The organism is Pseudomonas sp. GL_117 (assembly GCF_057835125.1).
On record NZ_CM174418.1, the window covers coordinates 1182685 to 1208804 of the forward strand.

Here is a 26120-nt window from a genome sequence, read left to right on the forward strand (position 1 = left end):
TTCAGGGCAGTACCGAGAAAACGATCGCAGACAGCGCAATCAGGCCGAGTACGACCACAAACACATTCGACACCTGGCCCGAATACTGGCGCAGCGATGGCACGCGGCGAATCGCATACATCGGCATCAGGAACAGCAGGCACGCGATGATCGGCCCGCCCATGGTTTCGATCATGCCCAGGATGCTCGGGTTGAAGGTGGCCACGGCCCAGCAGGTCAGCACCATGAACAGCGCGGTGCTGCGTTCCAGCCATTTGGCCGACATCGAACGGTTACGCCCGCGCAACGATTTGACGATCAAACCTTGAAAACCTTCGCTGGCGCCGATGTAGTGGCCGAGGAACGATTTGGTGATGGCCACCAGCGCGATCAACGGCGCGGCATAGGCGATCACCGGGGTCTGGAAGTGGTTGGCCAGGTACGACAGGATCGAGATGTTCTGCGCCTTGGCGGCCGCCAGGTCGGCCGGCGACAGGGCCAGCACGCAGCTGAAGCAGAAGAACATCACCGTCAGCACCATCATGCCGTGGGCGGTGGCGAGGATGCCGCTGCTTTTGCGCTCGGCCTGCGGGCCATACACGCGTTTCTGGTCGACGGCGAACGCGGAGATGATCGGCGAGTGGTTGAAGGAAAACACCATCACCGGAATCGCCAGCCACAGGGTTTTGAAGAACAGCGGCAGGGGCATGGCCTCACTGGCTGAGGCGAAGAATGCGCCGTTCCAGTTGGGGATCAGGCTGAATGCCAGCAACAACAGGGCGGCGACGAACGGATACACCAGCACGCTCATGGCCTTGACGATCACGCCCTGGCCGCAACGCACAATCGCCATCAGGCCGAGGATCAGCACCAGCGACAGGATCGCCCGGGGCGGCGGGGCGATGTGCAGTTGGTGTTCCATAAAACTGCTCAGCGTGTTGGTCAGCGCCACGCTGTACACCAGCAGGATCGGGAAGATCGCAAAGAAATACAGCAAGGTGATCAGTTTGCCCGCGCCGACGCCGAAGTGTTCTTCGACCACTTCGGTGATGTCGCCGGATTTGCCCGACAGCACAAAGCGCGTCAGCCCACGGTGGGCGAAGAAAGTCATCGGGAAAGCCAGCAGCGCCAGCACGATCAGCGGCCAGAAGCCGCCCACGCCGGCGTTGATCGGCAGGAACAGCGTGCCGGCACCGATGGCGGTGCCGTAGAGGCCGAGCATCCAGGTGGTGTCGTGTTTGGTCCAGCCTTTGCTCACGGTTGTTTCAATTACAGGATTTTCGGCAGCAGGTGTACGTACATCGGTCATCGTTATTGCCTCGTTATTATTTTTGCGCGGGCTCACGTTGGGACGGTCAGGGAATGCTCCTCAGCATTCCACCCAGCTCACGGCCAGGCCGCCCCGTGAAGTTTCTTTGTATTTGTCATGCATATCGGCGCCGGTATCGCGCATGGTGCGGATCACCCGGTCGAGGGAGATGAAGTGTTTGCCGTCGCCGCGCAGGGCCATCTGCGTGGCGTTGATCGCCTTGACGGCGGCAATCGCATTGCGCTCGATGCACGGCACTTGGACCAGCCCGCCGACGGGGTCGCAGGTCAGGCCAAGGTTGTGTTCCAGGCCGATCTCGGCAGCGTTTTCCAGCTGTTCGGGCGTGGCGCCGAGGACATCGGCCAAGCCGGCCGCGGCCATGGCGCAGGCTGAACCGACTTCGCCCTGGCAGCCGACTTCGGCGCCGGAGATCGAGGCGTTTTTCTTGCACAAAATGCCGACAGCGGCGGCCGCCAGGAAGAAATTCACCACGTCGTCGTCGGACGCATCGGCATTGAACTTCATGTAGTAATGCAGCACCGCCGGGATAATCCCCGCCGCGCCATTGGTCGGCGCGGTGACCATGCGCCCGCCGGCGGCGTTTTCTTCGTTGACGGCGAGGGCGAACAGGTTGACCCATTCCATCGCCGACAAGGTCGACGTGATCACATTCGGTTTGCCGATTTCCAACAGGCTGCGGTGCAATTTCGCCGCTCGGCGCGGAACATCCAGGCCGCCAGGCAAGATGCCTTCATCGCGCAGGCCTTGTTCCACGCATTCGCGCATCACCGACCAGATATGCAGCAGGCCGCTGCGGATCTGCTCATCGCTGCGCCATGCGCGTTCGTTGGCCATCATCAGCTCGGAAACCCGCAGGCCGTGCTTGTTGCACAGCGCCAGCAGTTCGACGGCGCTGGAAAAGTCGTAGGGCAATTGCACATCGCTGGTCGGCGCAAGGCCCGATTCGGCCTCAGCCGCTTCGATAATGAAACCGCCGCCCACCGAGTAGTAGGTTTGTTCGCTCAACAGGCCGTTGTCGCCATAGGCGTGCAGGGACATGGCGTTGGGATGGTAGGGCAGGCTTTCGTCCAGCAGCAGGAGATCACTTTGCCAGTTGAAGGCAATTTCCTGTTGGCCTGCGAGCAGCAGTCGACCGGACTCGCGCAGGTGCTGGATACGTGCATTGATCGACGTGGGATCGACGCGATCGGGCCACTCGCCCATCAAGCCCATCACACAGGCGCGGTCGGTGGCATGGCCGATACCTGTGGCGGACAGTGAGCCGTACAGGCGCACTTCGACGCGGCGGGTGTCGCTCAGCAGATGGTGGTCGAGCAGTGCCTGGGCGAAGGTCGCCGCCGCACGCATCGGACCAACGGTGTGGGAGCTGGACGGGCCGATGCCCACCTTGAATAGATCAAAAACACTGATAGCCATGCTAAAGCCTTACAAGCAATGGAAGATAATCGCTGCCATTTTTTGTCGGCCGAGCGGAGTTGGCGCGATACTGAGCCTCTGGATCGGCACTGACCAACGAATTATCCTAAGACACCCTTTAGCAGGACTAAACCCTATGACCCGTCCTCTCCATGGCCAGACTTATGTCTGGCTACACGTGTTTTCCTGCGCGGCACGACACTTGTCGTTCACCCGTTGCGCCGAAGAACTGCACATCACACCGGGGGCGGTGAGCCAGCAGATTCGCCAGCTGGAGGAGCGTTTGGGGTTTCGGCTGTTCCATCGCCGTGCACGCGGGGTAGAGCTCAGCGCCGAGGGGCAACGGCTGGCGGCGACGGTGGGGGAGGCCTACGGCAGCATCGATGCGGAATTGCAGCGGCTGGACGCAGGAATGATCAGCGGCACTTTGCGCCTGCGGTCGATCCCGTCGTTCCTGGGCAAATGGCTGACCCCGCGTCTGCCGCGCTTGCAGCAACGGTTCCCGGACATTCAGCTACGCATGGTCGCCGAAGACAGCAGCATCGCCTTGCATGAGGGCGACTTCGACCTGGCTATCGACCTGAACGACGGCAGCTACCCCGGCCTGTTATCCACAGCCCTGCTGGATGAGCAGATTTTCCCGGTGTGCGCGCCAAGCCTGCTGCGCGGGCGTCCGCCGTTGCATGGCCCGGCCGACCTGGTGCATTTCCCGCTGCTGCACGACATCACCGCCTGGCGTGGGAGTTATGAATACGCCGAGTGGGAGTTTTACCTGAATGCCATCGGTTATCACGAAGCCGATGTGCGCCGCGGCCACACGTTCAACCGCAACCACCTGACCATCGAAGCCGCCATCGCCGGCATGGGCGTGGCCATCGCACGTCGCACCTTGCTCAACGATGAGCTGGAACGCGGCACCTTGATCGTGCCGTTCGGCCTGGCGGTGCCCAACCACAAACGTTACGTGCTGCTGTATGCGCCGGGCGCGCTGAACCATCCGGGCGTGCGGGCGGTGCATGACTGGCTGGTGGAGGAGGCAGGGATTTTTCGCGGATTGCACCCGTTGGGCGAGGGGCAATTGTGAGGGGCGCAGGGTGGAATAAGTTGTAACTAACTCCCCACCCTAACAGCGTTTTTGCTTGTAGTCAGGGTTAATTTGTAATGTGGGATTTATCTTTGCAAAGGGGTTGAATTGTTTCGCTGACTGCTCAATTGTGTAGTCAGGAGGTCATGGTTTCACCGCATCGGTGTTGCAGTTGTGACCTCCCGCGAGCTAGCTGAAATAAGGGAAGAACTATGCAAATCCAAGTCAATAGCGATAACCATATTGAAAGCAGCATCCGACTGGAGGAGTGGGTACGTACTACCATTGAGAGCACGCTCGAACGATACGAAGAAGACCTGACCCGCGTTGAGGTCTACCTGCGCGATGAGAACGGCGACAAGCCCGGTCCCCATGATTTGAGCTGCCGTCTGGAAGCACGGCCAAAGGGTCATCAGCCGCTCTCGGTACTGCACAAGGCCGATACCCTGGAACAGGCGATCGAAGGTGCGGCGACCAAGCTGGACCACGCGTTGGAACATCTGTTTGGCCGACTGCAAGGCAAGCCACGCGCTGCCGGTAAAAATTTGTCGGATACCAAAGTCAATGAAGATGAGCTTGAACAGGAGTTTCTGGAAAAAGAACGTGCCGTATTTAACAGCTGATAGCTGACAGTTCTTTCATCCCCCCCATAAAACGGGCCTGCAAATGCAGGCCCGTTTTCGTTTACCCCAGACGTCGGAAAAAATACCGGCTCAACACTGCCAGCCCGGCGGCGCCCGCCCCCGCGAAGAGCATCGCCCAGCCAGCGCCGTGACGCAGCGCCGCCTGGGCGTCGGTGGCCGCAAGTACGCTTGAGGCGGTGAGCTTGCCCGCTGCAATATTCTGGCTGATGGCCGGCCACTGCGTCAGCGTACTGGCGGGCAAGAGTGCGGCCAGTTGATCGCTGATCCCCAGTAGCAACACCAACCCCATCAACGCAATGTTGAGCGCCAGGGTAATCAACCGCGCACTGAGGTCGATGCCCGAGGCCATTCCCGCGCGGTCTGCCGACACGGAGCCGGTGGTGGTGTTGGTGGTCGGCGAGTTGGTCAGCGCCAGGCCCACGCCGGCCATCACGCAACTGATCAGCACCAGCACGACGCTTGGTCGTGCGGCAAGGTTGACGGCGGCCATGCTCAAGAAGCCTACGCCCATCAGGCCCAGCCCCAGGGGGATGATGCGTTCGGCGCCGTAGCGCAGGGCCAGGCGTTCGGCCAGTGGCGGCACCAGCAAGGTCGGCAAGGTGTAGGCGAGCAGGGCGCCGCCGGTGGTCAGGGTGTCGTAGCCCAGGCCAGCCTGGAAGTAGAGCGGCAGGTAAATCATGAACGGCCAGAAGCTGAAGTTCATGCCGATGGAACCCATCAGCGCACCGTTGAAGCGGCGGATGCGAAACACCGAGAAATCAAACATCGGGTGGGCGCTGCGCCTCTCGATAAATATGAACAGCATCAGGCCGACCAACGCCAAGCCCGCCCAACCGAGCATGGCCGGTGTGCCGAAACCGTATTCGCTGCCTTGGGTGATGAAGTACACCAGCGAAAACACCGACAGCGTCAGGGTCAACATGCCGGCGATATCGAGGCGGTTTCCGGCCGGGTCGCGGGATTCTTGCACGCTGATGTGCAGCAATCCCAGCGTCAGCAAGGTCAGCGGCACGTGTACGAGAAACACCCAGCGCCAGTCCGCCACCGCCAGGATCAGCGCCCCGACCATCGGCCCGAAGCCCAACCCCACACCCGCGATCACGCCCCATACCGCAAAGGCCCGTGCCCGCGCCGCCGGTTCGCGGAACTGGTGCGACAGAATCGCGAACTGACAGATCATCATCGCCCCAGCGCCCACACCCTGTACGAAACGTGCCGCGATCAGCGTGGAGGCGTCGTCAGCCAGGCCACACGCCAGCGAGGCCAGGCCAAACAGCCACAGGCACAGCACCAACATGCGCCGCCGACCAAAGCGATCGGCCAGGGTACCGGCTGCCATCAACACGCTGGTGCAGGCCAGGGTGTAGGCGTTCATGATCCATTGGGCGTCCTGGAAGCCGGTGCCCAATTGTTGTTCGAGGGTGGGCAGGATGATCGGTACGCTGGAAATCTCCAGGCCGAACATCAGGGCCACCAGGCAGACGGCGGTTAAAGCCAGGCCGTTCCTGGCGGTATGGGTTGGTTGGGTGGCCGATAACGTGGCGGCGGGCATGGAATTCTCCTGGGAAGGGTGACGTGACGCTATTTTCAGGGGAATACAGTTCTTTATTCGTGATAAGTTTTCCGTCAATACGGGAATCAAGAGCGACAATTCAAGCATGTCTACTCCACGTTTTGATGGCGTTGAGCTCTTTCTGCAAGTGGTGGAAAGCGGCAACCTGACCGAGGCGGCCGAACGCCTGAACCTCACGCGCTCGGCCGTCGGCAAAGGTCTGGCGCGGCTGGAAGCCCGCTTGGGCACACGCTTGCTGCAGCGTTCTACCCGGCGTCAGCATCTGACCGAGGATGGGCAGGCGTACTACGAGCATTGCCTACGCGCAGTGGCGGAACTGGAGGCGGCCGAATCGGTGCTGGAAAGCGGGCGCCAGCAGCCGCGCGGACGCTTGAGGGCAAGCGTGCCACTGGCGTTCGGGCATCACTATGCGGCGCCTGCGTTGTGGGGGCTGATGGATGTTTACCCGGAGTTGGAGATTGAGATCAGTTTTGCCGACCGCATGATCGATCTGGTGCAGGAAGGCTTTGACCTTGCCGTGCGGATCGGCCCGCTGCCCGACACCGACCGCCTGAGTGCGCGCCGGCTGGGCGAACAATCGGTGGGCCTGGCGGCGTCACCGGCTTACCTGCAGCGCGCAGGACGAATTGAATCTATCGATGATCTGGCAGGCCATCGCGGCATCGCCTACAGAACCAACACCCCGCATCGTTCGAGAGTGGTTTCGCCGCTGGTGCTGGACGACCTCCAGGCCGTGGCCGATGCCGCCATCGCGGGCGTTGGCCTGGCCTGGTTGCCGAGTTGGTTGATCGCGCATTACGTACTGCGCGGGAGGCTGGAGGCGGTGTTGCCGGGCTACCGTGAACAGCCTTCGCCGATCCACGTGATTTGGCCGACCGCACCGCATATGCCGGCCAAGACCCGGTGCGCCATCGACGCGCTGGTCGCGGCGACGCCGAGCTGCCTGGCGGGCAGTTAAAGTGGCGAGGGTTAGAATGCGATGGAAGTCTGCACGTACACCGTGCGCGGTTCACCGACGTACTTGCCCTTGTTGTTGTCGTCGAACGAGCGGGTGAAATACTGCTTGTTGAAGATGTTTTTCACACCGACCGCGACGTTCAAGTCTGACAGTTGCGGGCCAAAGTCGTACGCGGCACGGCTGCTGAACAGCATGTAGCCAGGGATACGTCCGGTATTGCCTTCAGCATTTTCCTGCTCGGTATTGGCGTTGTCGGCGAACTGGCTGCTCTGGTAGCTGCTGTCCACATTGAGTTTCCAGCGACCTTCGGTGTAACCCACGCCCAGGGTGCCTTTATGCTTGGACGAGAAGGGTACGCGGTTGCCTTTGTTCGGGCCGTCTTCGCGGATGGTCGCGTCGACGTAGGCGTAGCTGGCGTACACATCAAAACCGGCCAGCGCCGGGCTCAGACCGTCGAGGGCATAGTTGATGCTGGATTCGATGCCCTGGTGGCGGGTTTCGCCGCGTGCAATCACCGAGTCATCGGTCTGGTTGCTTTCGTACTGGTTGTCGAAGTTGATCAGGAACGCGCCGAGTTCCGCACGCAAGGTACCGTCGTCGTAGCGCGTGCCGATTTCCCAGGTGCGGGCTTTTTCCGGTTTGACTTCGCCTTTGGGCACGCGCTTGGCCATCTGGCTGTACTGCACGCTGCCGAACGAGCCTTCGGTGTTGGCGTAGAGGTTCCAGCTGTCGGTCAGGTGATAGAGCACGTTCAACGCTGGCAGCGCGGTGTTGTAGCTGCCTTTGTTGTCGAGGTTGTTGATGTGGTCGACCTGCCGGGATTTGATCATTTCGTAGCGCACGCCCGGGGTGATGGTCCACTTGCCAATATCAATCCGGTCGTCGATGAAGAACGCGTTGGCTTCGGTACTGCCACGGGTGTCGCGGTCGTTCTTGCTGCTGGTGGTCGGAATTTGCTGGTTGGCCGCAATCGGCGTGGTGTAGCGCATCTCGTGGCCGGCTTCGTTGATATAGCGATAGCCCACGCCGACTTCGTGGCTGGTGTTGCCGAGGTCGAAGCCTTGGGCGAAGCGGGTTTCCAGGCCGCGCACCCAGTATTCTCGGGGCGACAGGGACAGGAAGCGGGTCTGGTCCAGGTAGCCGTTGCGCAGGGTGGTGGTGAAGAAGGTGTTCACGGTGAATTCGCGGCGGTCTTCCTGGTAGCGGTAACCGGCGTTGAACATCGTACGGCGCCCCCAGAATTTGTCGTAGGGACGGGTCGACTGATACGGGTCGGCCTTGTAGTCCTTGACGTTCAAGCCACCGGGCATATCCGCCTGGCCTTCGTAGTACTGCGCCATGGCGTTGAAGCTGTTGGCCTCGTCGAGCTGGTATTTGCCCTTGAGGATCAGGTCATCGATGTGCGTGTTGCTGTTTTCACGCCAGTCGCCGCCACGGGTGCCGGAGTACAGGAGCGCGCCGCCCAGGCCGTTGTCGGCGGTGCCGCCGGCCAGCAGGTTGGCGGTGGTCTTGAAACCGTCATGGCTCGAAGACGGGCTGGTTTCGGTCTGGAAACCGCCTTTGACAGTCGGTGTGTCCGGGATTGCGCGGGTCACAAAGTTGACCACCCCGCCGACGTTCTGCGGGCCGTAGCGCACGGCGCCGCCGCCGCGGACCACGTCCACCGCGTCCATGTTGCCCATGCTGATCGGCGCGAATGACAGTTGCGGTTGGCCATACGGTGCGAAGGGCACCGGGATGCCGTCCATCAGCACCGTGGAGCGCGACGCCAGGCGCGGGTTGAGGCCGCGAATGCCGAAGTTCAGCGCCATGTCGTGGCTGCCGGTGCCATTGTTTTGCGGGGCGTTGACGCCGGGGATGCGGTTGAGCACATCGCGGGCCTGGGTGGCGCCCTGGCGTTCGAATTCATCGCGGCGGATCACGTCACGGGCGCCGGGATGTTCGAAGACATTGGTTTGCGCCGCATCGCCGAGCCAGTCGCCGACCACGCTGGAGGTGCCCAGTTCGAGGGTTGCCGGTGCACTGGCCGACTGCAGGCTGTAGGCATTGTCGCCCTCGGCGCGGGCTTGCAGGCCGGTGCCTTCGAGCAGTTTTTGCAGGCCATCGGCGGCGCTGTAGTTGCCGCTCAAACCACGGCTCTGCATGCCGGCCGTGACCTCGGAGCCGAAGGAAATCAGCACGCCGGCCTCGCGACCGAATTGATTCAACGCGGCCTCCAGCGACGTTGGTGCGATGTGGTAGGGCTTGGCGTCGGCGGCCATTGCAGCAGGCAGTACGGTCAGGCTCAGGCTGGCGCCGAGTAGGAGTTGGCCCAAGGTGCGGGCAAGAAGCGTCGGTTGCTGGGGCATGAAGTGCGGTCCTGAGAAGGAAGGATCAAGGTGGCTTTCCTTCTCTGTCACGCCAGGTGTGGAAAACGGCTCACAACAATTGCAGATAATTTCAGGCTCGCGCCTCGACGGTCACCCAGTAGCGGGTAAAGCGCCGCACCTTGACCGGCAGGCTGACGGTCAACAGGTCGAGAATGCGTTCACTGTCGTCCAGCGGGTAGCTGCCGGAGATCAGCAGGTTGGCGACCTGGGGGGCGCAATTGAGTTGGCCACGGCGATAACGGCTGAGTTCGCCGAGGAAATCTTCCAGGCGCATGTGGGCTGCCACCAGCATGCCATCGGCCCACGCGCCGCTGTTGGCGTCGGTGGCACGCGGGGTGTCCCAGCCTTTGCGGGTGAAGTTGACCTGGTGCGCGGTGTCGACCGTCAACGGCAGGCCGCTGTAGGTATTGGGCATCACGTCGACGTGGCCGTCGAGGACCGCCAGTTGGGTGTGGTCGTTGAACTGGCGCACATTCAGGCGCGCCGCCTGGCTGCTGAGCAGGCCCTGGCCGGTCAGCACGTTGAGCGGTCTGTTGCCTTTGGCGCCGGTCAGCAGGATCTCGCCTTCGAGCAGGCGGATCAGCCGCTGCTGGCCATCGAAATGCACATCCACCGCGCTGCCGGTATTGAGCTGCAACTGGCTGCCGTCGGCCAGTTGCACCTTGCGCCGTTGACCGACGGGGCTGCGGTAGTCGGCCGTGAGCGGCGGCAGGATATGTTGCTGGCGCAGGCTCCAGGCGGCGGCCGAACCAGCGCCGAGGATCAGCAGCAGCTTGAGGGCCTGGCGGCGGCTGGTGGAGGTTGGCGCGTTCAACGCCGCATGGGCCAGGGGCGATGGCATGCCACGCAGGCGCTGGTTGACGCGTTGCATATGGTCCCAGGCGCGCTGGTGTTCACTGTGGGCATTCAGCCATTGCTGCCAGGCCGCTTGTTGGCGCGGGTTGAGGGCGCCTTGCTGCATTTCCATCAGCCAATGCACGGCCTGTTCGGCAACTTGGGTCGAGAAATTCATAGGGCAAAGTAGCAGCGCATGGCGGCTTTATTCAGGTGGCGTTTGACGGTGGCGATGGAGATGCCCAGCTCTGCGCCGATTTGCGCGTAGGTCAGGCCATCGAGTTGGGCCAGCAGGAAGGCGCGTTTGACTGGCGTGGGCAAACCGTCGAGCAACTGGTCCAGCTCGACCAGGGTTTGCAGGATGATTGCGCGTTCTTCTTCCGACGGTGCCACGTGTTCCGGCAACTGGGCCAGGGCGTCGAGGTAGGCGCGCTCCAGGTCCTGGCGGCGGTAGAAATTGCACAGCACGCGCTTGGCCACGGTGGTGAGGAAGGCGCGGGGTTCGATCAATGTTGGCGTTTCACGGGCGCAGAGCACGCGGATGAAGGTGTCTTGCGCCAGGTCGGCGGCACTTTCCGGGCAGCCGAGCTTGCGTCGCAACCAGCCGGTGAGCCAGTGGTGATGGTCGGTGTACAAAACTTCGACGGTGTTGGACGGCTGCAACGCGATCACCCTTCGCTACGAGCATGCGGGCATTCGGCATGCTTTAGAGAACAAGAATTGTTCGCATTGTAGGTGGGCCGCTACGGTTCGGCAATCCGCCAGTACCGGCGTTTCATCCGTTCTTTTTTGCTTATGAGAATATTTATCATTAATATTGCGCACTGATGAACCTGGCGTCTCCCGCATGAAAAGCAAAACCTCACTTGCGCTACCCTACCGTCTGGCCGTCACATCGCGGGTGCTTGCGGCTGTCGTCGGCGGCTACCTGATGGCCTCCCTGGCCGCCATCTGCCTGGCGCTGTGGATGCCCACGTCCCGCGCCGACGCGGTGATCACCGGGATGATGAGTTCGTTTGTGTTCTATCTGCTGGCGGTGCTCTGGTGCTTTGCATGCCGCACGGCCTGGCGCGCCTGGTTTGGCGTGATGTTGCCGAGTGCGGCGTTTGCCACTCTGGCGGGTGTGGGGTTGTGGATGGCGCGTACATGAAAGAGGGCTTTCGCCAGGCCATGGCCTGGTTGCACACCTGGAGCGGGCTGATCTTTGGCTGGCTGCTGTTTGCGATTTTCCTGACGGGCACCTTGTCGTATTTCAAGGACGAGATCAGCCACTGGATGCAGCCCGAAGTGCAGGCTTATCCACTGGACAGCGCGCGCAGCCTGGGCGTCGCGCAAACCTATTTGCAGCAGGTGGCGCCAACGGCCGCGCGCTGGTTTATCAACCTGCCGGATGACCGCGACCCCGCCTTGACGGTGATGTGGCAAGACAAACTCGACCCTGGCCGTCGCGGCAATTTCATCCAGAAAACCCTCGACCCGGTTACCGGCCAAGATGTGCAGGCCCGCGAAAGCATGGGCGGCGAGTTCTTCTATCGTTTCCATTTCCAGCTGCAAATGCCCCATCCCTGGGGCCGCTGGCTGTCCACCATCGCTGCGATGGTGATGTTTGTCGCGCTGATCACCGGGATCATCACCCACAAGAAAATCTTCAAGGACTTCTTCACCTTCCGCCCGCGCAAAGGCCAGCGTTCCTGGCTCGACGGGCATAACGCGGTCGGTGTGCTGGTGCTGCCGTTCCACCTGATGATCACCTACAGCAGCCTGGTGATTTTCATGAGCATGGTGATGCCGGCGCCGATCCTTGCCTCCTATGCGGGCGATACCCGCGCCTTTTTCAACGACGTGTTCCCCGCCACCAACAACGCGCCGGCGCAGGGGCAACCGGGCAAATTGCTGCCGCTGTTGCCGATGTACGAACAGGCGCGGGCGCAATGGGACGGTGGCCATGTGGGGCGTCTGGGGGTGAACAACCCCAGCGACGTGAACGCTTCGGTCAATGTGTTTCGGGCCAGTTCCGACAACGTGGTGCATGAGTTCGACAGCATCGTGTCGTTCAGCGGCACCAGCGGCGAACTGCTGCGCACCAGTGCCGGGCAATCGCTGCCGGCGATCATCGGCGGCAGTTTCTACGGCCTGCACATGGGCCAGTTCGCCGGGCCGGTGTTGCGTTGGTTGTACTTTATCTGTGGGCTGGCGGGCACGGCGATGATCGGCACCGGGCTGGTGATCTGGCTGGGCAAGCGCCAGCTCAAGCACGCCAAGAGCGGCGTGATGCCGTTTGAACTGCGCCTGGTGGAGGTGCTCAACATCGCCAGCATGTCCGGATTGATGATCGCCATTGCGGCGTTCTTCTGGGCCAACCGCCTGCTGCCGGTGGGCTTTGCCGAGCGCTCTGCCTGGGAAGTACAGACCTTCTTCATGGCCTGGGGTGTGAGCCTGCTGCACGCGGTCCTGCGCCGTGGCCGCCAGGGCTGGGTTGAACAACTGAGTGTCGGCGCGCTGCTGTTTGTCGCGATCCCGCTGCTCAATGCGCTGACCACTTCGCACCACCTGGGCGTGTCGCTGGCGACGGGTGATTGGGCCATGGCCGGTTTCGACCTGACGTGCCTGGCCAGCGGCGTATTCCTCGCCTGGGCCGCGTGGAAGATGCAGCACCGTGCTGCGTCCCAGACCAGGGCCGGGCGGGCGCGTTCGTTGACCCTCAAGCAGGAGGCGAACTGAATGCTGCTCGCTCTCTTGATGTGCTACGCCGGGTTCACCGCGCTGTGCCTGTCCACCGACCGTCACCATGGCGAATTGCTGCACAGCAAGCCGTCGCCCCAACGGCGCGTGGGGTTGCGGGCGGCGGGCTGGTTGCTGCTGGCACTGTCGATCTGGCCGGCCGTGGCGCTCGGTGGTTGGAGCCGGGGCCTGGTGGAGTGGTGCGCGGTGTTGATGCTCAGTGCGCTGTTGCTGGTGCTGTTGTTGCCGTATCGGCCACGGTTGGCCTTGATCCTGGCGGGCGTCGGCCTGCTGGCCAGCCCCGTCGCGGCCTTGGCCATCCTCTGAGCCACGCCCATGATGATCAGCACCCCACCGGAGTCCCAAGACAGCCAGCGCGCTGAATCAGCAGGCGGGCGTGCGCATTTCCTGCAGGTGTTTCTCTCGCAGCGTTCACAGATGGAAGCTTTGGTCAGTCGACGTGTCGGTTGCCGTGCCACGGCTGCCGACCTGGTGCAGGATTTATTCCTACGCTTCTGGCGCCGCCCGTTGGTGCAGGTCGAGGAACTCAGCACCTACCTGCTGCGCTGCGCTGGCAACATCGCCATTGACCACCTGCGCAGCGAAAGCGCGCGGGTGCGCAGCAGCGAAGGCTGGCTGCCCGAGCAACAGGATAATCAGGGTTGCGAACCCCAAGCGGCCTTGGAGGCGGGCAATGATCTGCGCCATGTCGAAGCCGCCCTGCGCAGCTTGCCGGAGCGCACGCGGCAGATTTTCCTGCTCAACCGCATTCATGGCCGCAAGTACGCGGAAATCGCCAAGGCCATGGGTCTGTCCCAAAGTGCCGTGGAAAAACATATGATGCGTGCCCTCGAAGCCTGCAAAGCCAGCCTTCGCGAGCCATCACCCCCACGCACGCCAGGGACAGCACCGTGAACCGCACCCCCACGCCCGACCAGGAACACGCCGCGCTGGCCTGGCTGAGCCTGCTGCACGACCAGCCGAGCAGCGGCGACCAGGCCACGTTCAGCCAATGGTTGCGTGCCGATCCGGCCCACATCGAGGCTTACTCCCAGGCCCAGGTACTGTGGGAATTGAGTGAAGTGCCTGCGCGAAAATTGGCGGACGAGGATGCATTGGCCTTGCAGGGTTACCTCAAGGCGATGCACACCTCGAAGCGCTCGCGGGTTGTACGCGGGGCCGGCGCGTTGGCGATGGCCGCGTGCCTGCTGCTGACGGTGTCCATGGGCGCAGGCTGGCAGCCGTCGCGCTGGGTCGATGACTTTGGCGCCGACTATGTGACGGCGCCAGGCGAAGTCAAAACCGTCACCCTGGCGGATAAATCCCAAGTCACTCTCGATGCCGACAGCGCGATTGCCGTGGATTTCAGCCATGGCGAACGGCACATCCAGTTGCGTCGTGGCGCGGGTTTTTTCAGCGTGACCCACACTGGCGAGTCCTTTGTGGTGGAGGCAGGCAGCGGTGAAGCGCGGGTGCTCGGTACGCAATTCGAAGTGCGCCTGCAACCGACGGGGGCGCAGGTGACGGTGTTGTCGGGGCGGGTAGGGGTGACGCCGTCCAGGCACGGCCAACAGCAAGTCCTTACAGCCGGCCAGCAAGTGGCCTACACGCAAGGTGTGGCCGATGCCACGCACCCGGTGGACAGCGAATCGCGCCTGGCCTGGCGCGACGGCTGGCTCAACTACTACAAGGCGCCGCTGGCCGATGTTGTCAAGGATCTGGAGCGCTACTACCCGGGCCGTATCCTGTTGCTCAACGATGAGATGGGCAGCAAGCGCGTCAGCGGCAGTTTCCCGAGCAAGGATCCGCAGGCGGTGTTGAATGCGTTGCAGGCCGTGCTCGGGTTCGAGCAGCACAACCTGCTGGGTCGCGTGATCGTGGTGCGCTGATTATTTCAGCGCCGCCATGATCTTCTCCGGGCTGAACTCACGGATCAGCGTGCCGTTGACGTCTACAAACGGAATCCCACCGCCGCCCAGCGCCTCGTAGGCCTTGCGCGCCTGGGCGTCTTTTTCGATGTCGAACGCCTGGTAGGGCAGGCCTTTCTGGTCCAGGAAGCGGCGGATCTGCTTGCAGTAGCCGCACCATTCGGTGGAATAGAGCACCACCTGCGCCGAGGCCCGGGTTTGTTCCGGCGCGACCTGGGACGGATTGAACACCCGCTCGATCTTGCCCCAGTTCTGGAACACCACCACCACCAGCAATACCAGCAGGACTTTCTTGAACACCCCGCCGAGCATCAGTTGCGGCGCTTGAGCTGGTCGGTCAGTTGGGTCGGCAAACCCTTGATGATCAGCGTGCCAGCCGCCTCGTCGTACTCGATCTTGTCGCCCAGCAAGTGCGCTTCAAAACTGATCGACAAGCCTTCGGCGCGGCCGGTAAAGCGGCGGAACTGGTTGAGGGTGCGCTTATCCGCCGGAATTTCCGGCGACAGGCCATAGTCCTTGTTACGGATATGGTCGTAGAACGCCTTAGGCCGATCTTCATCGATCAAGCCCGAGAGTTCTTCCAGGCCCATCGGCTCGCCGAGCTTGGCCTGGCTGCTGGCGTAGTCCACCAGGGTCTTGGTTTTTTCGCGGGCGGATTCGTCCGGCAGGTCTTCGCTTTCGACGAAGTCACTGAATGCCTTGAGCAGGGTGCGGGTTTCGCCCGGGCCGTCGACGCCTTCCTGGCAGCCGATAAAGTCGCGGAAGTACTCCGAGACCTTCTTGCCGTTCTTGCCCTTGATAAACGAGATGTACTGCTTGGACTGCTTGTTGTTCTGCCACTCGGAAACGTTGATACGCGCCGCCAGGTGCAACTGGCCTAGGTCCAGGTGACGCGACGGGGTCACGTCCAGCTCGTCGGTCACCGCCACGCCTTCGCTGTGGTGCAGCAGGGCGATGGCCAGGTAATCGGTCATGCCTTGTTGGTAGTGGGCAAACAGCACGTGGCCGCCAGTGGAGAGGTTGGACTCTTCCATCAGCTTTTGCAGGTGCTCGACGGCGGTGCGGCTAAAGGTGGTGAAATCCTGGCCACCGTCGAAATACTCCTTCAACCAGCCACTGAACGGGTGCGCGCCGGACTCGGCATGGAAGAAACCCCAGGCCTTGCCTTGTTTGGCGTTATAGCTCTCGTTGAGGTCGGCAAGCATGTTCTCGATGGCGGCCGATTCGGACAGCTCCGAATCGCGGGCGTGGAGAACTGCGGGCGTGCCGTCGGGTTTTTTGTCGATCAGGTGGACGATGCAATGACGGATCGGCATGGGCTTCTCGGCTGGTTGAAGGGGAGCGGTTGGCCTCCCCGAAAAGTCGCCCAGTGTACCGCACCCATTGGTCAAGACGCGCTTTCAAGGCGGTTTTGCCGCTCTCCGACATGGCATATGCCATTTTTTCACGGTTTAGAGCGATAAAGCTGACCAAATGGGTAGGTAGAAGCGGATATTTCCCCGTCTCTGTGCTAGTTTTGCCCCGTCTTACGCCAAGTCTCGGCGTTAAGCGTGCATTCAGCATCTGTCAGGTCGAACCAATCCCCGTTTCAAGCATCTATAACCCCGATCTTCGCGGTTATAGCCTGGGGTGCCAGACCTAGACGGTCGGGCTCGACGGCTGACACTGCACTCTGCAATCCATATGAATTTGATAGGGAAGGAACACCACAATGGCTATTACTAAAGACCAACTGATCGCTGACCTGGCTGAAGCAGTAGACGCACCGAAAACCACCGTGCGCGCTCTGCTGGACCAACTGAGCCAAGTTGTTGCTGACCAGCTGGAAAACGGCGGCGAAATCACTCTGCCAGGCGTTGGCAAACTGAAAGTGACCGAGCGTCCTGCCCGTACTGGCCGTAACCCTTCGACTGGCGCTGCCATCGAAATCGCTGCCAAGAAAGTTATCAAGCTGGTTGTGGCCAAAGGCCTGACCGACGCTGTTAACAAGTAAGACGCAGCAAAAAAAACCGTGCTCCGGAGCGATCCGGGCACGGTTTTTTGTTGCCTGCGATTTGTAGAGGCCCTGTAGTGAGCGGGCTTGCCCCGCGCTGGGGGGCGAAGCCGCCCTAAAACGGTCCGCCGCGGTGTGTCAGGAAAACCGAGGTGACGGGATTTGGGGCGGCTTCGCCCCCCAGCGCGGGGCAAGCCCGCTCACTACAGTTAGTCGCGGGCCCAGCGCTGGCGCCAGATCTGCTGCTCGTTCTTGGTCTGGAAGGTCCAGGCCACAAAGCGGCTTTGTTTTTGCCCCTGGGACATCTCCACTACCTGGCTTTCCAGCACGCCGGCTTTTTTCAGCGCGGTCTCGATGGCAGGCAGGTTCGACGCCTTTGACACCAGGGTGCTGAACCACAACACCTTGTGGGCAAAATGCGCACTCTCGGCGATCAACTGCGTCACAAAACGCGCTTCGCCGCCTTCACACCACAATTCGGCCGATTGGCCACCGAAGTTCAGTACCGGCAACTTGCGCTTGGGATCGGCCTTGCCCAGGGCGCGCCATTTACGCTCGCTGCCCTTGGTGGCTTCGTCCATGGACGCGTGGAACGGCGGGTTGCACATGGTCAGGTCAAAACGCTCACCCGGCTCCAGCAAGCCCAGCAGGATCTGCTTGGGGTTGGGTTGCTGGCGCAGCTGGATGACCTTGCTCAGGTCGTTGGACTGCACGATGGCCTTGGCGGCGGCCACGGCGGTAGGGTCGACCTCCGAGCCGAGGAAGGTCCAGCGGTACTCCATGTAGCCAATCAGCGGGTAGACGCAGTTGGCGCCCATGCCGATGTCCAGCACCTTGATGATCGAGCCGCGCGGGACCTTGCCGTCGTTGTTGCTGGCCAACAGGTCAGCGAGGAAGTGCACGTAGTCCGCACGCCCCGGCACCGGCGGGCACAGGTAATCGGCCGGGATGTCCCAATGCTGGATGCCATAGAAGGATTTGAGCAGCGCCCGGTTGAACACCCGCACCGCATCCGGGCTGGCGAAGTCGATGCTCTCTTTGCCATACGGATTGATGATCACGAATTTCGCCAGTTCCGGCGTGGTCTTGATCAGCGCCGGGAAGTCGTAACGGCCTGTGTGGCGGTTGCGCGGGTGCAGGGTAGCCTCTTTGCGCGGCGCGACGGGCTTGGCCGTGGCGGCGGTTTTAGGCTTCTTGCGTGCAGGCTTGGGTGTGCTGGGGGCGGTCATGATGATTCTGGTGTTGGCTCAAAGTGACGGGCATTGTCACACATTCTCAGGGTGAACTCGGTTAAATGTAGGAGCGGGCTTGCTCGCGAATGCGGTACATCAGAAACAGATGCAGTGCCTGACACACTGCATTCGCGAGCAAGCCCGCTCCCACATCGATTGGGTTTTCAGGCCAAAAAAAAGAGGCCCGAAGGCCTCTTTTCTACAGGGAATCCACCTTACAGGCTGGAAATCCGCGCATGTTGCTCCGCCAGCTTGCCCAGGGCCTGTTCAGCCTCGGCCAACTTGGCGCGTTCTTTGTCGATCACTTCGGCCGGAGCCTTGTCGACGAACGCCGCGTTGGACAGCTTGCCGCCCACACGCTGCACTTCGCCTTGCAGGCGCGCAATTTCCTTGTCGAGTCGAGCCAGTTCCGCGCCCTTGTCGATCAGGCCAGCCATCGGCACCAGCACTTCCATCTCGCCGACCAGTGCGGTGGCGGACAGCGGCGCTTCGGCGTCGGTAGCCAATACCGTAATCGACTCCAGCTTCGCCAGCTTCTTGAGCAGCGCATCGTTTTCGGCGAGACGACGCTGGTCTTCGGCACTGGCGTTCTTCACAAACACCGCCAATGGCTTGCCCGGCCCGATGTTCATCTCGGCGCGGATGTTGCGCGTGCCAAGCATCAGGGTCTTGAGCCATTCGATATCGCTTTCGGCCGCCTCATCGATGCGCGCTTCGTTGGCCACCGGCCAAGGTTGCAGCATGATGGTCTTGCCTTCGATACCGGCCAGCGGCGCGAGGCGCTGCCAGATTTCTTCGGTGATGAACGGCATGAACGGATGCGCCAGGCGCAGGGCCACTTCCAGCACGCGCACCAGGGTGCGACGGGTGCCACGCTGACGTTCGATCGGCGCGTTTTCGTCCCACAGCACAGGCTTGGACAGTTCCAGGTACCAGTCGCAGTACTGGTTCCAGATGAACTCGTACAAGGCTTGTGCGGCCAGGTCGAAACGGAACTGGTCGAGTTGGCGGGTCACTTCGGCTTCGGTGCGCTGCAATTGCGAGATGATCCAGCGATCCGCCAGGGACAGTTCGACGGCTTCGCCGTTCTGGCCGCAGTCTTCGCCTTTGTCCAGCACGTAGCGCGCGGCGTTCCAGATCTTGTTGCAGAAGTTGCGATAGCCTTCGACGCGGCCCATGTCGAACTTGATGTCGCGACCGGTGGACGCCAGCGAGCAGAAGGTGAAGCGCAGGGCGTCGGTGCCATAGCTGGCGATGCCGTCGGCGAACTCATCGCGGGTCTGCTTCTCGATCTTCTTCGCCAGTTTCGGCTGCATCAGGCCCGAGGTACGTTTTTGTACCAGGGTTTCCAGGTCGATGCCGTCGATGATGTCCAACGGGTCCAGGACGTTGCCCTTGGACTTGGACATCTTCTGGCCCTGGCCGTCACGCACCAGGCCGTGCACGTACACGGTCTTGAACGGAACCTGCGGCGTGCCGTCCTCGTTCTTCACCAGGTGCATGGTCAGCATGATCATCCGGGCGACCCAGAAGAAAATGATGTCGAAGCCGGTGACCAGCACGTCGGTGGAGTGGAATTTCTTCAGGAATTCGGTCTGTTGCGGCCAGCCCAGGGTGGAGAACGTCCACAGGCCCGAGCTGAACCAGGTGTCCAGTACGTCGTTGTCCTGTTGCAGCGCAACGTCGGCACCGAGGTTGTGCTTGGCACGCACTTCGGCTTCGTCGCGGCCTACATAGACCTTGCCCGACTCGTCGTACCAGGCCGGAATACGGTGGCCCCACCACAGTTGACGGCTGATGCACCAATCCTGGATGTCGCGCATCCACGAGAAGTACATGTTTTCGTACTGTTTCGGCACGAACTGGATGCGGCCATCTTCCACGGCAGCAATCGCAGGCTCGGCCAACGGCTTGGTAGACACGTACCACTGGTCGGTCAGCCACGGCTCGATGATGGTGCCGGAGCGGTCGCCCTTCGGCACTTTCAGGCCGTGGTCGTCAACGCTGACCAGCAGGCCGGCAGCGTCGAAGGCGGCAACGATCTGCTTGCGCGCTTCGAAACGGTCGAGACCGGCGTATTCGGCCGGGATCTTGCCGTCGATGCTGTCGTTCAACGTGCCATCCAGGTTGAACACCTGGCAGGCCGGCAATACGGCGGCGTTTTTGTCGAAGATGTTCAGCAGCGGCAGGTTATGGCGCTTGCCGACTTCGTAGTCGTTGAAATCGTGGGCTGGGGTGATTTTCACACAGCCGGTGCCGAATTCCGGGTCGCAGTAATCGTCCGCGATGATCGGGATGCGGCGGCCAACCAGCGGCAGCTCGACGAACTTGCCGATCAGTGCCTGGTAGCGCTCATCGTTCGGGTTAACGGCCACGGCGGCGTCGCCGAGCATGGTTTCCGGACGGGTGGTGGCGACGATCAGGTAGTCGTTGCCCTCAGCAGTCTTGGCACCGTCGGCCAGGGGGTACTTGAGGTTCCACAGGAAGCCTTTTTCGTCGTGGTTTTCCACTTCGAGGTCGGAAATCGCCGTGTGCAGCTTGGTGTCCCAGTTGACCAGGCGTTTGCCGCGGTAGATCAGGCCGTCTTCATGCAGGCGCACGAAGGCTTCTTTCACGGCTTCCGACAGGCCGTCGTCCATGGTGAAGCGCTCGCGGCTCCAGTCTACGGACGAGCCGAGGCGACGGATCTGACGGCTGATGTTGCCGCCGGACTGGTCTTTCCATTCCCAGACTTTTTCCAGGAATTTCTCGCGACCCAGGTCGTGACGGCTCTGGCCGGTGGCTTCGAGTTGGCGTTCCACCAGCATCTGCGTGGCGATACCGGCGTGGTCGGTGCCCGGCTGCCACAGGGTGTCGCGACCCTGCATGCGGCGGAAACGGATCAACGCATCCATGATCGCATTGTTGAAGCCATGGCCCATGTGCAGGCTGCCAGTGACGTTCGGTGGCGGGATCATGATGGTGTAGGAATCGCCCGCGCCTTGCGGGGCGAAATAATTCTCGGATTCCCAGGTGTTGTACCAGGAAGTTTCGATAGCGTGCGGCTGGTAGGTCTTATCCATGCGCGGCGGGACCCTAGTTGGCATTTATTCAGGAAAGCCGGCAAGTATAGCGGGGGGGAGCAGCTGCAAGCTACAAGCTATCAGCTGCAAGTGGAGCGGGGAGCTTTTACTTGTGGCTTGTAGCTAGTTACTTGTCGCTGCAGCGAGCAACCGCTCCATCCGCGCATCCAGCCGACGCTTGATCTCGGTTTCGATATGCGGGGCGAAGTCGTCGATGACGTCTTGCATGATCAGTTGCGCGGCGGCACGCAGTTCGTTGTCCAGGTGCAGCAGCAGGGCATCCTGGCCTTTTTCGGCGGGGGCGGGCTCGACAGCAGCGGCAACCGGCTCCGGCGCAGCGGGCTTGGTGCCGACCATATCGAACAACAGCGGAATCTGTACCTCTGCATCGACCGAGTCGGTCAGCAGTGGCGGTTGCAGGCCGTCGTCACCGAGCAACTGGCGGATCGACTCCAGGTCGTCCAGCAGGTGGTCGTCTTTTTTTACCGAGTTGGGGGTGTCCATCATTTACTCAAAGTCGTTGTAGCCGGTGATCCTGCAAAGGATAGCCCTGTTCGCGATAGAAACGGAAACTCTCCCGCGCCGCCTGACGAATAGCCGGCTCTTCCACCACCACCTCTGCCACGCGGGCAAACGCCTTGGCGAACGGCGGCACTTTCAGGTCCAGGTTGACCAGCAGGTCATGGTGATCGCCGCAGTTGTCGCCCAAGCCCAGGACCACCAGGCTTTCGGGTTCTGACTCGGCGGGGCCGTGGGGCACGAAGCTTTCGCCCTTGAAACGCCACAGGCGGGCATCCAGCTCGTCGCGTTGGGCCGCATCGCTGCAATGCAGGTAGATGCGGTGACCCATGCGCCAGGCTTTTTCAGTGAGTTTGCAGGCAAAGTCCAGGCGCGCGAGCGGGTCGGCGCTGGGCAATATATAGAAGTCGACTTGGGTCATTGTGGTTCCTGGAACCCAGGGCGGTTGTGTAAAAGCCGCCCTGGCGTTCTCATTTTCAGGCTTTTGCGCGATCCAGCAGGTACTGGGTCAGCAATGGAACCGGGCGGCCAGTGGCGCCCTTGTCCTTGCCGCCGCTGGTCCAGGCCGTGCCGGCGATGTCCAGGTGCGCCCAGTTGAAGTTCTTGGCAAAGCGCGACAGGAAGCAGGCTGCGGTAATGGTGCCGGCTTTCGGGCCGCCGATGTTGGCGATGTCGGCGAACGGGCTGTCCAGCTGTTCCTGGTACTCATCGAACAGCGGCAGTTGCCAGGCGCGGTCGTCGGCGGCCTTGCCGGCGCTGAGCAGTTGTTCGATCAGCTCGTCGTTGTTGCCCAACAGGCCCGAGGTGTGGGAGCCCAGAGCGACGATGCACGCGCCGGTCAGGGTGGCGATGTCGATCACGGCTTGCGGCTTGAAGCGCTCGGCGTAGGTCAGGGCATCGCATAGCACCAGGCGGCCTTCGGCGTCGGTGTTGAGGATCTCGACGGTCTGGCCGCTCATGGTGGTGACGATGTCGCCCGGACGCGCCGCGCCGCCACTTGGCATGTTCTCGGCACAGGCCAGGATGCACACCAGGTTGATCGGCAGCTTGAGCTCCAGCACCGCACGCAGGGTGCCGAACACGCTGGCGGCGCCGCCCATGTCGTACTTCATTTCATCCATGCCGGCGCCTGGCTTGAGGCTGATGCCGCCGGTGTCGAAGGTGATGCCTTTGCCGACCAGGGCGTAAGGTTTGTCGGCCTTTTTGCCGCCGTTGTATTGCATCACGATCAGGCGTGGCGGCTGGTCGCTGCCCTGGCCCACGGCATAGAACGAGCCCATGCCCAGTTCCTTGATCTTCTTCTCATCCAGAACTTCGACTTTCAGGCCCTTGAATTCCTTGCCCAGCGCCTTGGCCTGTTCGCCGAGGAAGGTTGGGTGGCAGATGTTCGGCGGCAGGTTGCCCAGGTCGCGGGTGAACGACATGCCGTTGGCGATTGCGGTGGCGTGGGTCACGGCGCGCTGCACTTCAGCCTGGGCGGCCTTGATGGTCAGCAGGGTGATCTTCTTCAGGGCGCGGGGTTCGGCCTTGGTGCTCTTGAACTGGTCGAAGATATAGCCGCCGTCCACCAGGCTTTCGGCCAGCAGGCGGGTCTTGCCGTAGCTGTCTCGGCCCTTGACCACCACTTCATCCAGCGCCAGCGTGGCATCACCGCCGCCCAGGCCTTTGAGGGTGGTGAGGATGCCGCTGATGATCTTGCGGAACGGACGGTCGCCCAGCTCGGCGTCCTTGCCCACGCCCACCAGCAATACGCGGTCGGCTTTCAGGTTTGGCAGGCTTTGCAGTAGCAGGCTCTGGCCGACTTTGCCCGCCAGGTCGCCGCGCTTGAGGATCGCGCTGATGGCGCCGCCGCTCAGTTCGTCGACTTGCTTGGCAGCGACGCCGAGCTTGCGGCCTTCGCCGATGGCGACCACGAGGGTGGCGGTTTTCAACGTTTCGGGGCTAACGCTTTTTACAACCAATTCCATTTTCGGGTCCCTTATAAAGGTCAAAGAGCCGGGCGTCTGTACGCCGGCTTTAAAGCTTGGCGGCTGTATAAACCGCCCGCGACAAAGGCCGCAGTTTGAACCTCGGCGGCGGAGCCTGACAACCCTTGGTGTAAGCTTTGTCCACGTGGTTGAGCATGCTCCGTGACAGGCGCGGCCAATCACAGGATAATGCGCCATCTTTTTAGCCGGCCTGTGCAAACGGGTCGACTGGTATGCTTGCTTGTTTGGCCGCCTTAGCCTGACAACCCTGGAGTGTCTGGTTTGATCGTCTTCCGTTATCTGTCCCGCGAAGTCCTGTTGACCCTGAGTGCCGTGAGCGCGGTGTTGCTGGTCATCATCATGAGTGGTCGTTTCGTCAAATACCTCGCCCAGGCCGCCTCTGGCGCGCTGGATCCGGGCTCGCTGTTCCTGATCATGGGCTTTCGCCTGCCGGGGTTCCTGCAACTGATCCTGCCGCTGGGCCTGTTTCTCGGGATCCTGCTGGCGTACGGTCGCCTGTACCTCGAAAGTGAAATGACCGTGCTTTCGGCCACCGGCATGAGCCAGCAACGCCTGCTGGGCATGACCATGATCCCGGCCGCCGGTGTCGCGCTGATCGTCGCCTGGCTGAGCCTGAGCCTGGCCCCCCAGGGCGCCATGCAGTTCCAGCTGGTGCTGAACAAGCAGGACGCGATGACCGAGTTCGACACCCTCGAACCGGGCCGCTTCCAGGCACTCAGCGACGGCACCCGCGTGACCTACACCGAAACCATGACCGAAAACCGTGCCAACCTCGGCGGCGTATTCATCTCCGAGAAGCGCCTGGGCCAGGACAAGAAAGACCGCGGTATTTCCGTGCTGGTGGCCGACTCAGGCCGCCAGGAAGTGCGCCCCGATGGCAGCCGCTACCTGATCCTGGAAAACGGCTATCGCTATGACGGCAGCCCCGGCATGGCCGATTACCGTGCGATCAAGTACGACACCTACGGCGTGCTGCTGGCCCGTCCGGACGTCAGCGACGAAGTCACCGACCGTGACGCCATCCCCACCACGGAACTGCTCGGCAGCAAGGAACTGCGTTCCATTGCCGAGCTGCAATGGCGCATCTCCCTGCCGCTGCTGGTGTTTATCGTGACCTTGATGGCAGTGCCGCTGTCACGCGTCAACCCGCGCCAGGGCCGATTCCTCAAGCTGTTGCCGGCGATCCTGCTGTACATGGCGTACCTGACCATCCTGATTTCCGCCCGTGGTTCCCTGGAGAAGGGCAAGCTGTCGCCGACCCTGGGCCTGTGGTGGGTGCATGGGATCTTCCTGGTGATCGGCCTGGGGCTGCTCTACTGGGAACCTATCCGTCTGAAAATGTTGAGCCGTCGTGGCCAGAAGGAGTTGGCTCGTGGCTAAGCTCGATCGCTACATTGGTAGCAGCGTACTGATCGCCATCCTGGCGGTATTGGGCATCATCCTTGGGTTGGCGTCGTTGTTCGCCTTTATCGATGAAGTCGGCAACGTCAGCGACACCTATACCGTATGGGACGTGATGAGCTACGTGGCCCTCACCGCGCCGCGCCGCCTCTACGACATGATGCCGATGGCCGCGCTGATCGGTTGCCTGATCGGCCTGGGCAGCCTGGCCAGCAACAGCGAACTGACCATCATGCGCGCCGCCGGTGTGTCCATCGGCCGTATTGTCTGGGCGGTGATGAAGCCGATGCTGCTGCTGATGCTGTGCAGCGTGCTGATCGGTGAATACGTTGCGCCGCCGGCCGAAACCACGGCCCAGGCCAACCGCGCCCTGGCCCAGGGGTCGGGCGACGCACAAAGCTCCAAGCATGGCCTGTGGCACCGCCAGGGTGACGAGTTCATCCACATCAACGCCGTGCAGCCCGGCGGCCTGTTGATTGGTGTGACACGTTATACCTTTGACAAGGAACGCCATCTGCTGATGTCGAGCTTTGCCAAGCGCGCGCAGTACAACGCCGAGAAATGGCAGCTGAGCGATGTCACCACCACGCATTTCCGCAATGCAGGGCAAGGCACCAAGGCCAGTACTGAAGTGATCAATGTGCCGGCCGAGGAGTGGGACATCGCCCTCAAGCCGGAACTGCTCAATACCGTGGTGATGATCCCCGAAAGCCTGCCGATCTCCGGGCTTTGGGGTTACATCCACTACTTGAAGGACCAGGGCCTGAACAACGGTCGCTACTGGCTGGCATTCTGGGTCAAGGTGCTGCAGCCGGTGGTCACTGCCGCGCTGGTGTTGATGGCGATCTCGTTCATCTTCGGCCCGCTGCGCTCCGTGACCCTTGGCCAGCGCGTCTTTACCGGCGTGCTGGTGGGCTTTACCTTCCGCATCGCCCAGGACCTGCTCGGCCCTTCGAGCCTGGTGTTCGGCTTCTCGCCGCTGTTTGCGGTGCTGGTGCCCACTGGTATCTGCGCCCTGGCCGGGTTCTGGCTATTGCGCCGGGCCGGTTGATAGAGCGCTTATGATCAAAACATGCCCCGGTCGAGAGA

At 61.9% G+C, this 26120-nt stretch carries 24 protein-coding genes; 11 read left to right on the forward strand and 13 right to left on the reverse strand.

The annotated features are described in order from the left end of the window. Nucleotide 1: 1 nt before the first annotated feature. Together AC3ISR_RS05215 and AC3ISR_RS05220 are read right to left on the reverse strand one after the other, a co-directional pair. Entirely contained in the window at nt 2-1288 is a 1287-nt protein-coding gene (locus AC3ISR_RS05215; RefSeq protein WP_463983275.1) for a serine/threonine transporter, read from the reverse strand. Nucleotides 1289-1348: 60 nt separating this feature from the next. After that, nucleotides 1349-2725: an L-serine ammonia-lyase gene (locus AC3ISR_RS05220; protein WP_226457426.1), complete on the reverse strand. Its 1377-nt coding sequence runs from the start codon at nt 2723-2725 to the stop codon at nt 1349-1351. Between the two features lie 136 nt (nt 2726-2861). Between AC3ISR_RS05220 and AC3ISR_RS05225 the strand changes: the two genes are divergently transcribed. Continuing rightward, nucleotides 2862-3809: a LysR substrate-binding domain-containing protein gene (locus AC3ISR_RS05225; protein ID WP_192297479.1), complete on the forward strand. Its 948-nt coding sequence runs from the start codon at nt 2862-2864 to the stop codon at nt 3807-3809. 212 nt (nt 3810-4021) lie between these two features. After that, nucleotides 4022-4432 carry an HPF/RaiA family ribosome-associated protein gene (locus tag AC3ISR_RS05230; protein ID WP_489324584.1) on the forward strand — a complete coding sequence of 137 codons (411 nt, stop codon included), beginning with the start codon at nt 4022-4024 and terminating at the stop codon, nt 4430-4432. Between the two features lie 61 nt (nt 4433-4493). On the opposite strand, the gene AC3ISR_RS05235 is transcribed toward AC3ISR_RS05230, so the two are convergent. Further along, nucleotides 4494-6005, reverse strand: coding sequence for an MFS transporter (locus AC3ISR_RS05235; RefSeq protein ID WP_489324585.1), 1512 nt, complete (start codon nt 6003-6005; stop codon nt 4494-4496). Nucleotides 6006-6111: 106 nt separating this feature from the next. Between AC3ISR_RS05235 and AC3ISR_RS05240 the strand changes: the two genes are divergently transcribed. After that, on the forward strand, nt 6112-6984 hold the full coding sequence (locus AC3ISR_RS05240) for a LysR family transcriptional regulator (protein ID WP_463983276.1): 873 nt from the start codon (nt 6112-6114) through the stop codon (nt 6982-6984). A gap of 11 nt (nt 6985-6995) precedes the next feature. Here AC3ISR_RS05240 and fecA read toward each other — a convergent pair whose 3' ends face one another. The 3 genes from fecA to AC3ISR_RS05255 all read right to left on the reverse strand — a co-directional run bounded on the left by fecA (nt 6996) and on the right by AC3ISR_RS05255 (nt 10850). Beyond that, nucleotides 6996-9332: a TonB-dependent Fe(3+) dicitrate receptor FecA gene (fecA, locus tag AC3ISR_RS05245; RefSeq protein WP_489324586.1), complete on the reverse strand. Its 2337-nt coding sequence runs from the start codon at nt 9330-9332 to the stop codon at nt 6996-6998. A 91-nt stretch (nt 9333-9423) separates the two neighbouring features. Next, a complete protein-coding gene (locus AC3ISR_RS05250; RefSeq protein WP_192297471.1) occupies nt 9424-10365 on the reverse strand; it encodes a FecR domain-containing protein in 942 nt (313 codons plus the stop codon). Then, nucleotides 10362-10850 (reverse strand): sigma-70 family RNA polymerase sigma factor, encoded by a 489-nt coding sequence (locus AC3ISR_RS05255; protein ID WP_463983277.1) that lies wholly within the window; start codon nt 10848-10850, stop codon nt 10362-10364. Before AC3ISR_RS05255 ends, AC3ISR_RS05250 begins: the two co-directional genes overlap by 4 nt. 184 nt (nt 10851-11034) lie before the next feature. Here AC3ISR_RS05255 and AC3ISR_RS05260 point away from each other — a divergent pair, with 184 nt between their 5' ends. The 5 genes from AC3ISR_RS05260 to AC3ISR_RS05280 are packed head-to-tail and all read left to right on the forward strand — an operon-like array spanning nt 11035 to nt 14797. Next, nucleotides 11035-11337, forward strand: a complete 303-nt coding sequence (locus AC3ISR_RS05260) for a DUF3649 domain-containing protein (protein WP_463983278.1) — start codon at nt 11035-11037, stop codon at nt 11335-11337. Beyond that, nucleotides 11334-12908, forward strand: a complete 1575-nt coding sequence (locus tag AC3ISR_RS05265; RefSeq protein WP_463983279.1) for a PepSY-associated TM helix domain-containing protein — start codon at nt 11334-11336, stop codon at nt 12906-12908. Before AC3ISR_RS05260 ends, AC3ISR_RS05265 begins: the two co-directional genes overlap by 4 nt. Then, complete coding sequence (locus AC3ISR_RS05270) at nt 12909-13235, forward strand: DUF3325 domain-containing protein (RefSeq protein WP_463983280.1); 327 nt, start codon at nt 12909-12911, stop codon at nt 13233-13235. 9 nt (nt 13236-13244) lie between these two features. Further along, nucleotides 13245-13823, forward strand: coding sequence for an RNA polymerase sigma factor (locus AC3ISR_RS05275; RefSeq protein ID WP_192297461.1), 579 nt, complete (start codon nt 13245-13247; stop codon nt 13821-13823). After that, nucleotides 13820-14797 carry a FecR family protein gene (locus tag AC3ISR_RS05280; RefSeq protein ID WP_463983281.1) on the forward strand — a complete coding sequence of 326 codons (978 nt, stop codon included), beginning with the start codon at nt 13820-13822 and terminating at the stop codon, nt 14795-14797. Before AC3ISR_RS05275 ends, AC3ISR_RS05280 begins: the two co-directional genes overlap by 4 nt. On the opposite strand, the gene AC3ISR_RS05285 is transcribed toward AC3ISR_RS05280, so the two are convergent. Then, complete coding sequence (locus AC3ISR_RS05285) at nt 14798-15148, reverse strand: glutaredoxin family protein (protein WP_463983282.1); 351 nt, start codon at nt 15146-15148, stop codon at nt 14798-14800. Further along, entirely contained in the window at nt 15148-16152 is a 1005-nt protein-coding gene (yejK, locus tag AC3ISR_RS05290; RefSeq protein ID WP_003171997.1) for a nucleoid-associated protein YejK, read from the reverse strand. The genes AC3ISR_RS05285 and yejK overlap by 1 nt, the downstream gene beginning before the upstream one ends. A gap of 395 nt (nt 16153-16547) precedes the next feature. Between yejK and AC3ISR_RS05295 the strand changes: the two genes are divergently transcribed. Next, nucleotides 16548-16829 (forward strand): HU family DNA-binding protein, encoded by a 282-nt coding sequence (locus tag AC3ISR_RS05295; protein ID WP_003188840.1) that lies wholly within the window; start codon nt 16548-16550, stop codon nt 16827-16829. Nucleotides 16830-17038: 209 nt separating this feature from the next. Here AC3ISR_RS05295 and rlmF read toward each other — a convergent pair whose 3' ends face one another. From rlmF to AC3ISR_RS05320, 5 genes are all read right to left on the reverse strand, one after another. Beyond that, complete coding sequence (rlmF, locus tag AC3ISR_RS05300) at nt 17039-18058, reverse strand: 23S rRNA (adenine(1618)-N(6))-methyltransferase RlmF (RefSeq protein ID WP_192297455.1); 1020 nt, start codon at nt 18056-18058, stop codon at nt 17039-17041. Nucleotides 18059-18276: 218 nt separating this feature from the next. Beyond that, entirely contained in the window at nt 18277-21123 is a 2847-nt protein-coding gene (locus AC3ISR_RS05305; RefSeq protein ID WP_463983283.1) for a valine--tRNA ligase, read from the reverse strand. A gap of 123 nt (nt 21124-21246) precedes the next feature. Next, a complete protein-coding gene (locus AC3ISR_RS05310; protein WP_463983284.1) occupies nt 21247-21627 on the reverse strand; it encodes a DNA polymerase III subunit chi in 381 nt (126 codons plus the stop codon). A 7-nt stretch (nt 21628-21634) separates the two neighbouring features. Continuing rightward, nucleotides 21635-22063 (reverse strand): DNA polymerase III subunit chi, encoded by a 429-nt coding sequence (locus AC3ISR_RS05315; protein WP_463983285.1) that lies wholly within the window; start codon nt 22061-22063, stop codon nt 21635-21637. Nucleotides 22064-22118: 55 nt separating this feature from the next. Further along, nucleotides 22119-23609 (reverse strand): leucyl aminopeptidase, encoded by a 1491-nt coding sequence (locus AC3ISR_RS05320; RefSeq protein WP_192297446.1) that lies wholly within the window; start codon nt 23607-23609, stop codon nt 22119-22121. Nucleotides 23610-23891: 282 nt separating this feature from the next. Between AC3ISR_RS05320 and lptF the strand changes: the two genes are divergently transcribed. Both lptF and lptG read left to right on the forward strand, forming a co-directional pair. Beyond that, on the forward strand, nt 23892-25010 hold the full coding sequence (gene lptF, locus AC3ISR_RS05325) for an LPS export ABC transporter permease LptF (protein ID WP_192297445.1): 1119 nt from the start codon (nt 23892-23894) through the stop codon (nt 25008-25010). Then, on the forward strand, nt 25003-26082 hold the full coding sequence (lptG, locus tag AC3ISR_RS05330) for an LPS export ABC transporter permease LptG (protein WP_226457807.1): 1080 nt from the start codon (nt 25003-25005) through the stop codon (nt 26080-26082). Before lptF ends, lptG begins: the two co-directional genes overlap by 8 nt. The last annotated feature ends 38 nt before the right edge of the window (nt 26083-26120 follow it).

Excerpts from the sequence above, each read along its gene's own strand:
- AC3ISR_RS05215 (WP_463983275.1), bottom strand. The coding sequence starts at position 1,288 with ATGACCGATGTACGTACACCTGCTGCCGAAAATCCTGTAATTGAAACA.
- AC3ISR_RS05220 (WP_226457426.1), bottom strand. The coding sequence starts at position 2,725 with ATGGCTATCAGTGTTTTTGATCTATTCAAGGTGGGCATCGGCCCGTCC.
- AC3ISR_RS05225 (WP_192297479.1), top strand. The coding sequence starts at position 2,862 with ATGACCCGTCCTCTCCATGGCCAGACTTATGTCTGGCTACACGTGTTT.
- AC3ISR_RS05230 (WP_489324584.1), top strand. The coding sequence starts at position 4,022 with ATGCAAATCCAAGTCAATAGCGATAACCATATTGAAAGCAGCATCCGA.
- AC3ISR_RS05235 (WP_489324585.1), bottom strand. The coding sequence starts at position 6,005 with ATGCCCGCCGCCACGTTATCGGCCACCCAACCAACCCATACCGCCAGG.
- AC3ISR_RS05240 (WP_463983276.1), top strand. The coding sequence starts at position 6,112 with ATGTCTACTCCACGTTTTGATGGCGTTGAGCTCTTTCTGCAAGTGGTG.
- fecA (WP_489324586.1), bottom strand. The coding sequence starts at position 9,332 with ATGCCCCAGCAACCGACGCTTCTTGCCCGCACCTTGGGCCAACTCCTA.
- AC3ISR_RS05250 (WP_192297471.1), bottom strand. The coding sequence starts at position 10,365 with ATGAATTTCTCGACCCAAGTTGCCGAACAGGCCGTGCATTGGCTGATG.
- AC3ISR_RS05260 (WP_463983278.1), top strand. The coding sequence starts at position 11,035 with ATGAAAAGCAAAACCTCACTTGCGCTACCCTACCGTCTGGCCGTCACA.
- AC3ISR_RS05265 (WP_463983279.1), top strand. The coding sequence starts at position 11,334 with ATGAAAGAGGGCTTTCGCCAGGCCATGGCCTGGTTGCACACCTGGAGC.
- AC3ISR_RS05270 (WP_463983280.1), top strand. The coding sequence starts at position 12,909 with ATGCTGCTCGCTCTCTTGATGTGCTACGCCGGGTTCACCGCGCTGTGC.
- AC3ISR_RS05275 (WP_192297461.1), top strand. The coding sequence starts at position 13,245 with ATGATGATCAGCACCCCACCGGAGTCCCAAGACAGCCAGCGCGCTGAA.
- AC3ISR_RS05285 (WP_463983282.1), bottom strand. The coding sequence starts at position 15,148 with ATGCTCGGCGGGGTGTTCAAGAAAGTCCTGCTGGTATTGCTGGTGGTG.
- yejK (WP_003171997.1), bottom strand. The coding sequence starts at position 16,152 with ATGCCGATCCGTCATTGCATCGTCCACCTGATCGACAAAAAACCCGAC.
- AC3ISR_RS05295 (WP_003188840.1), top strand. The coding sequence starts at position 16,548 with ATGGCTATTACTAAAGACCAACTGATCGCTGACCTGGCTGAAGCAGTA.
- rlmF (WP_192297455.1), bottom strand. The coding sequence starts at position 18,058 with ATGACCGCCCCCAGCACACCCAAGCCTGCACGCAAGAAGCCTAAAACC.
- AC3ISR_RS05305 (WP_463983283.1), bottom strand. The coding sequence starts at position 21,123 with ATGGATAAGACCTACCAGCCGCACGCTATCGAAACTTCCTGGTACAAC.
- AC3ISR_RS05310 (WP_463983284.1), bottom strand. The coding sequence starts at position 21,627 with ATGGACACCCCCAACTCGGTAAAAAAAGACGACCACCTGCTGGACGAC.
- AC3ISR_RS05315 (WP_463983285.1), bottom strand. The coding sequence starts at position 22,063 with ATGACCCAAGTCGACTTCTATATATTGCCCAGCGCCGACCCGCTCGCG.
- AC3ISR_RS05320 (WP_192297446.1), bottom strand. The coding sequence starts at position 23,609 with ATGGAATTGGTTGTAAAAAGCGTTAGCCCCGAAACGTTGAAAACCGCC.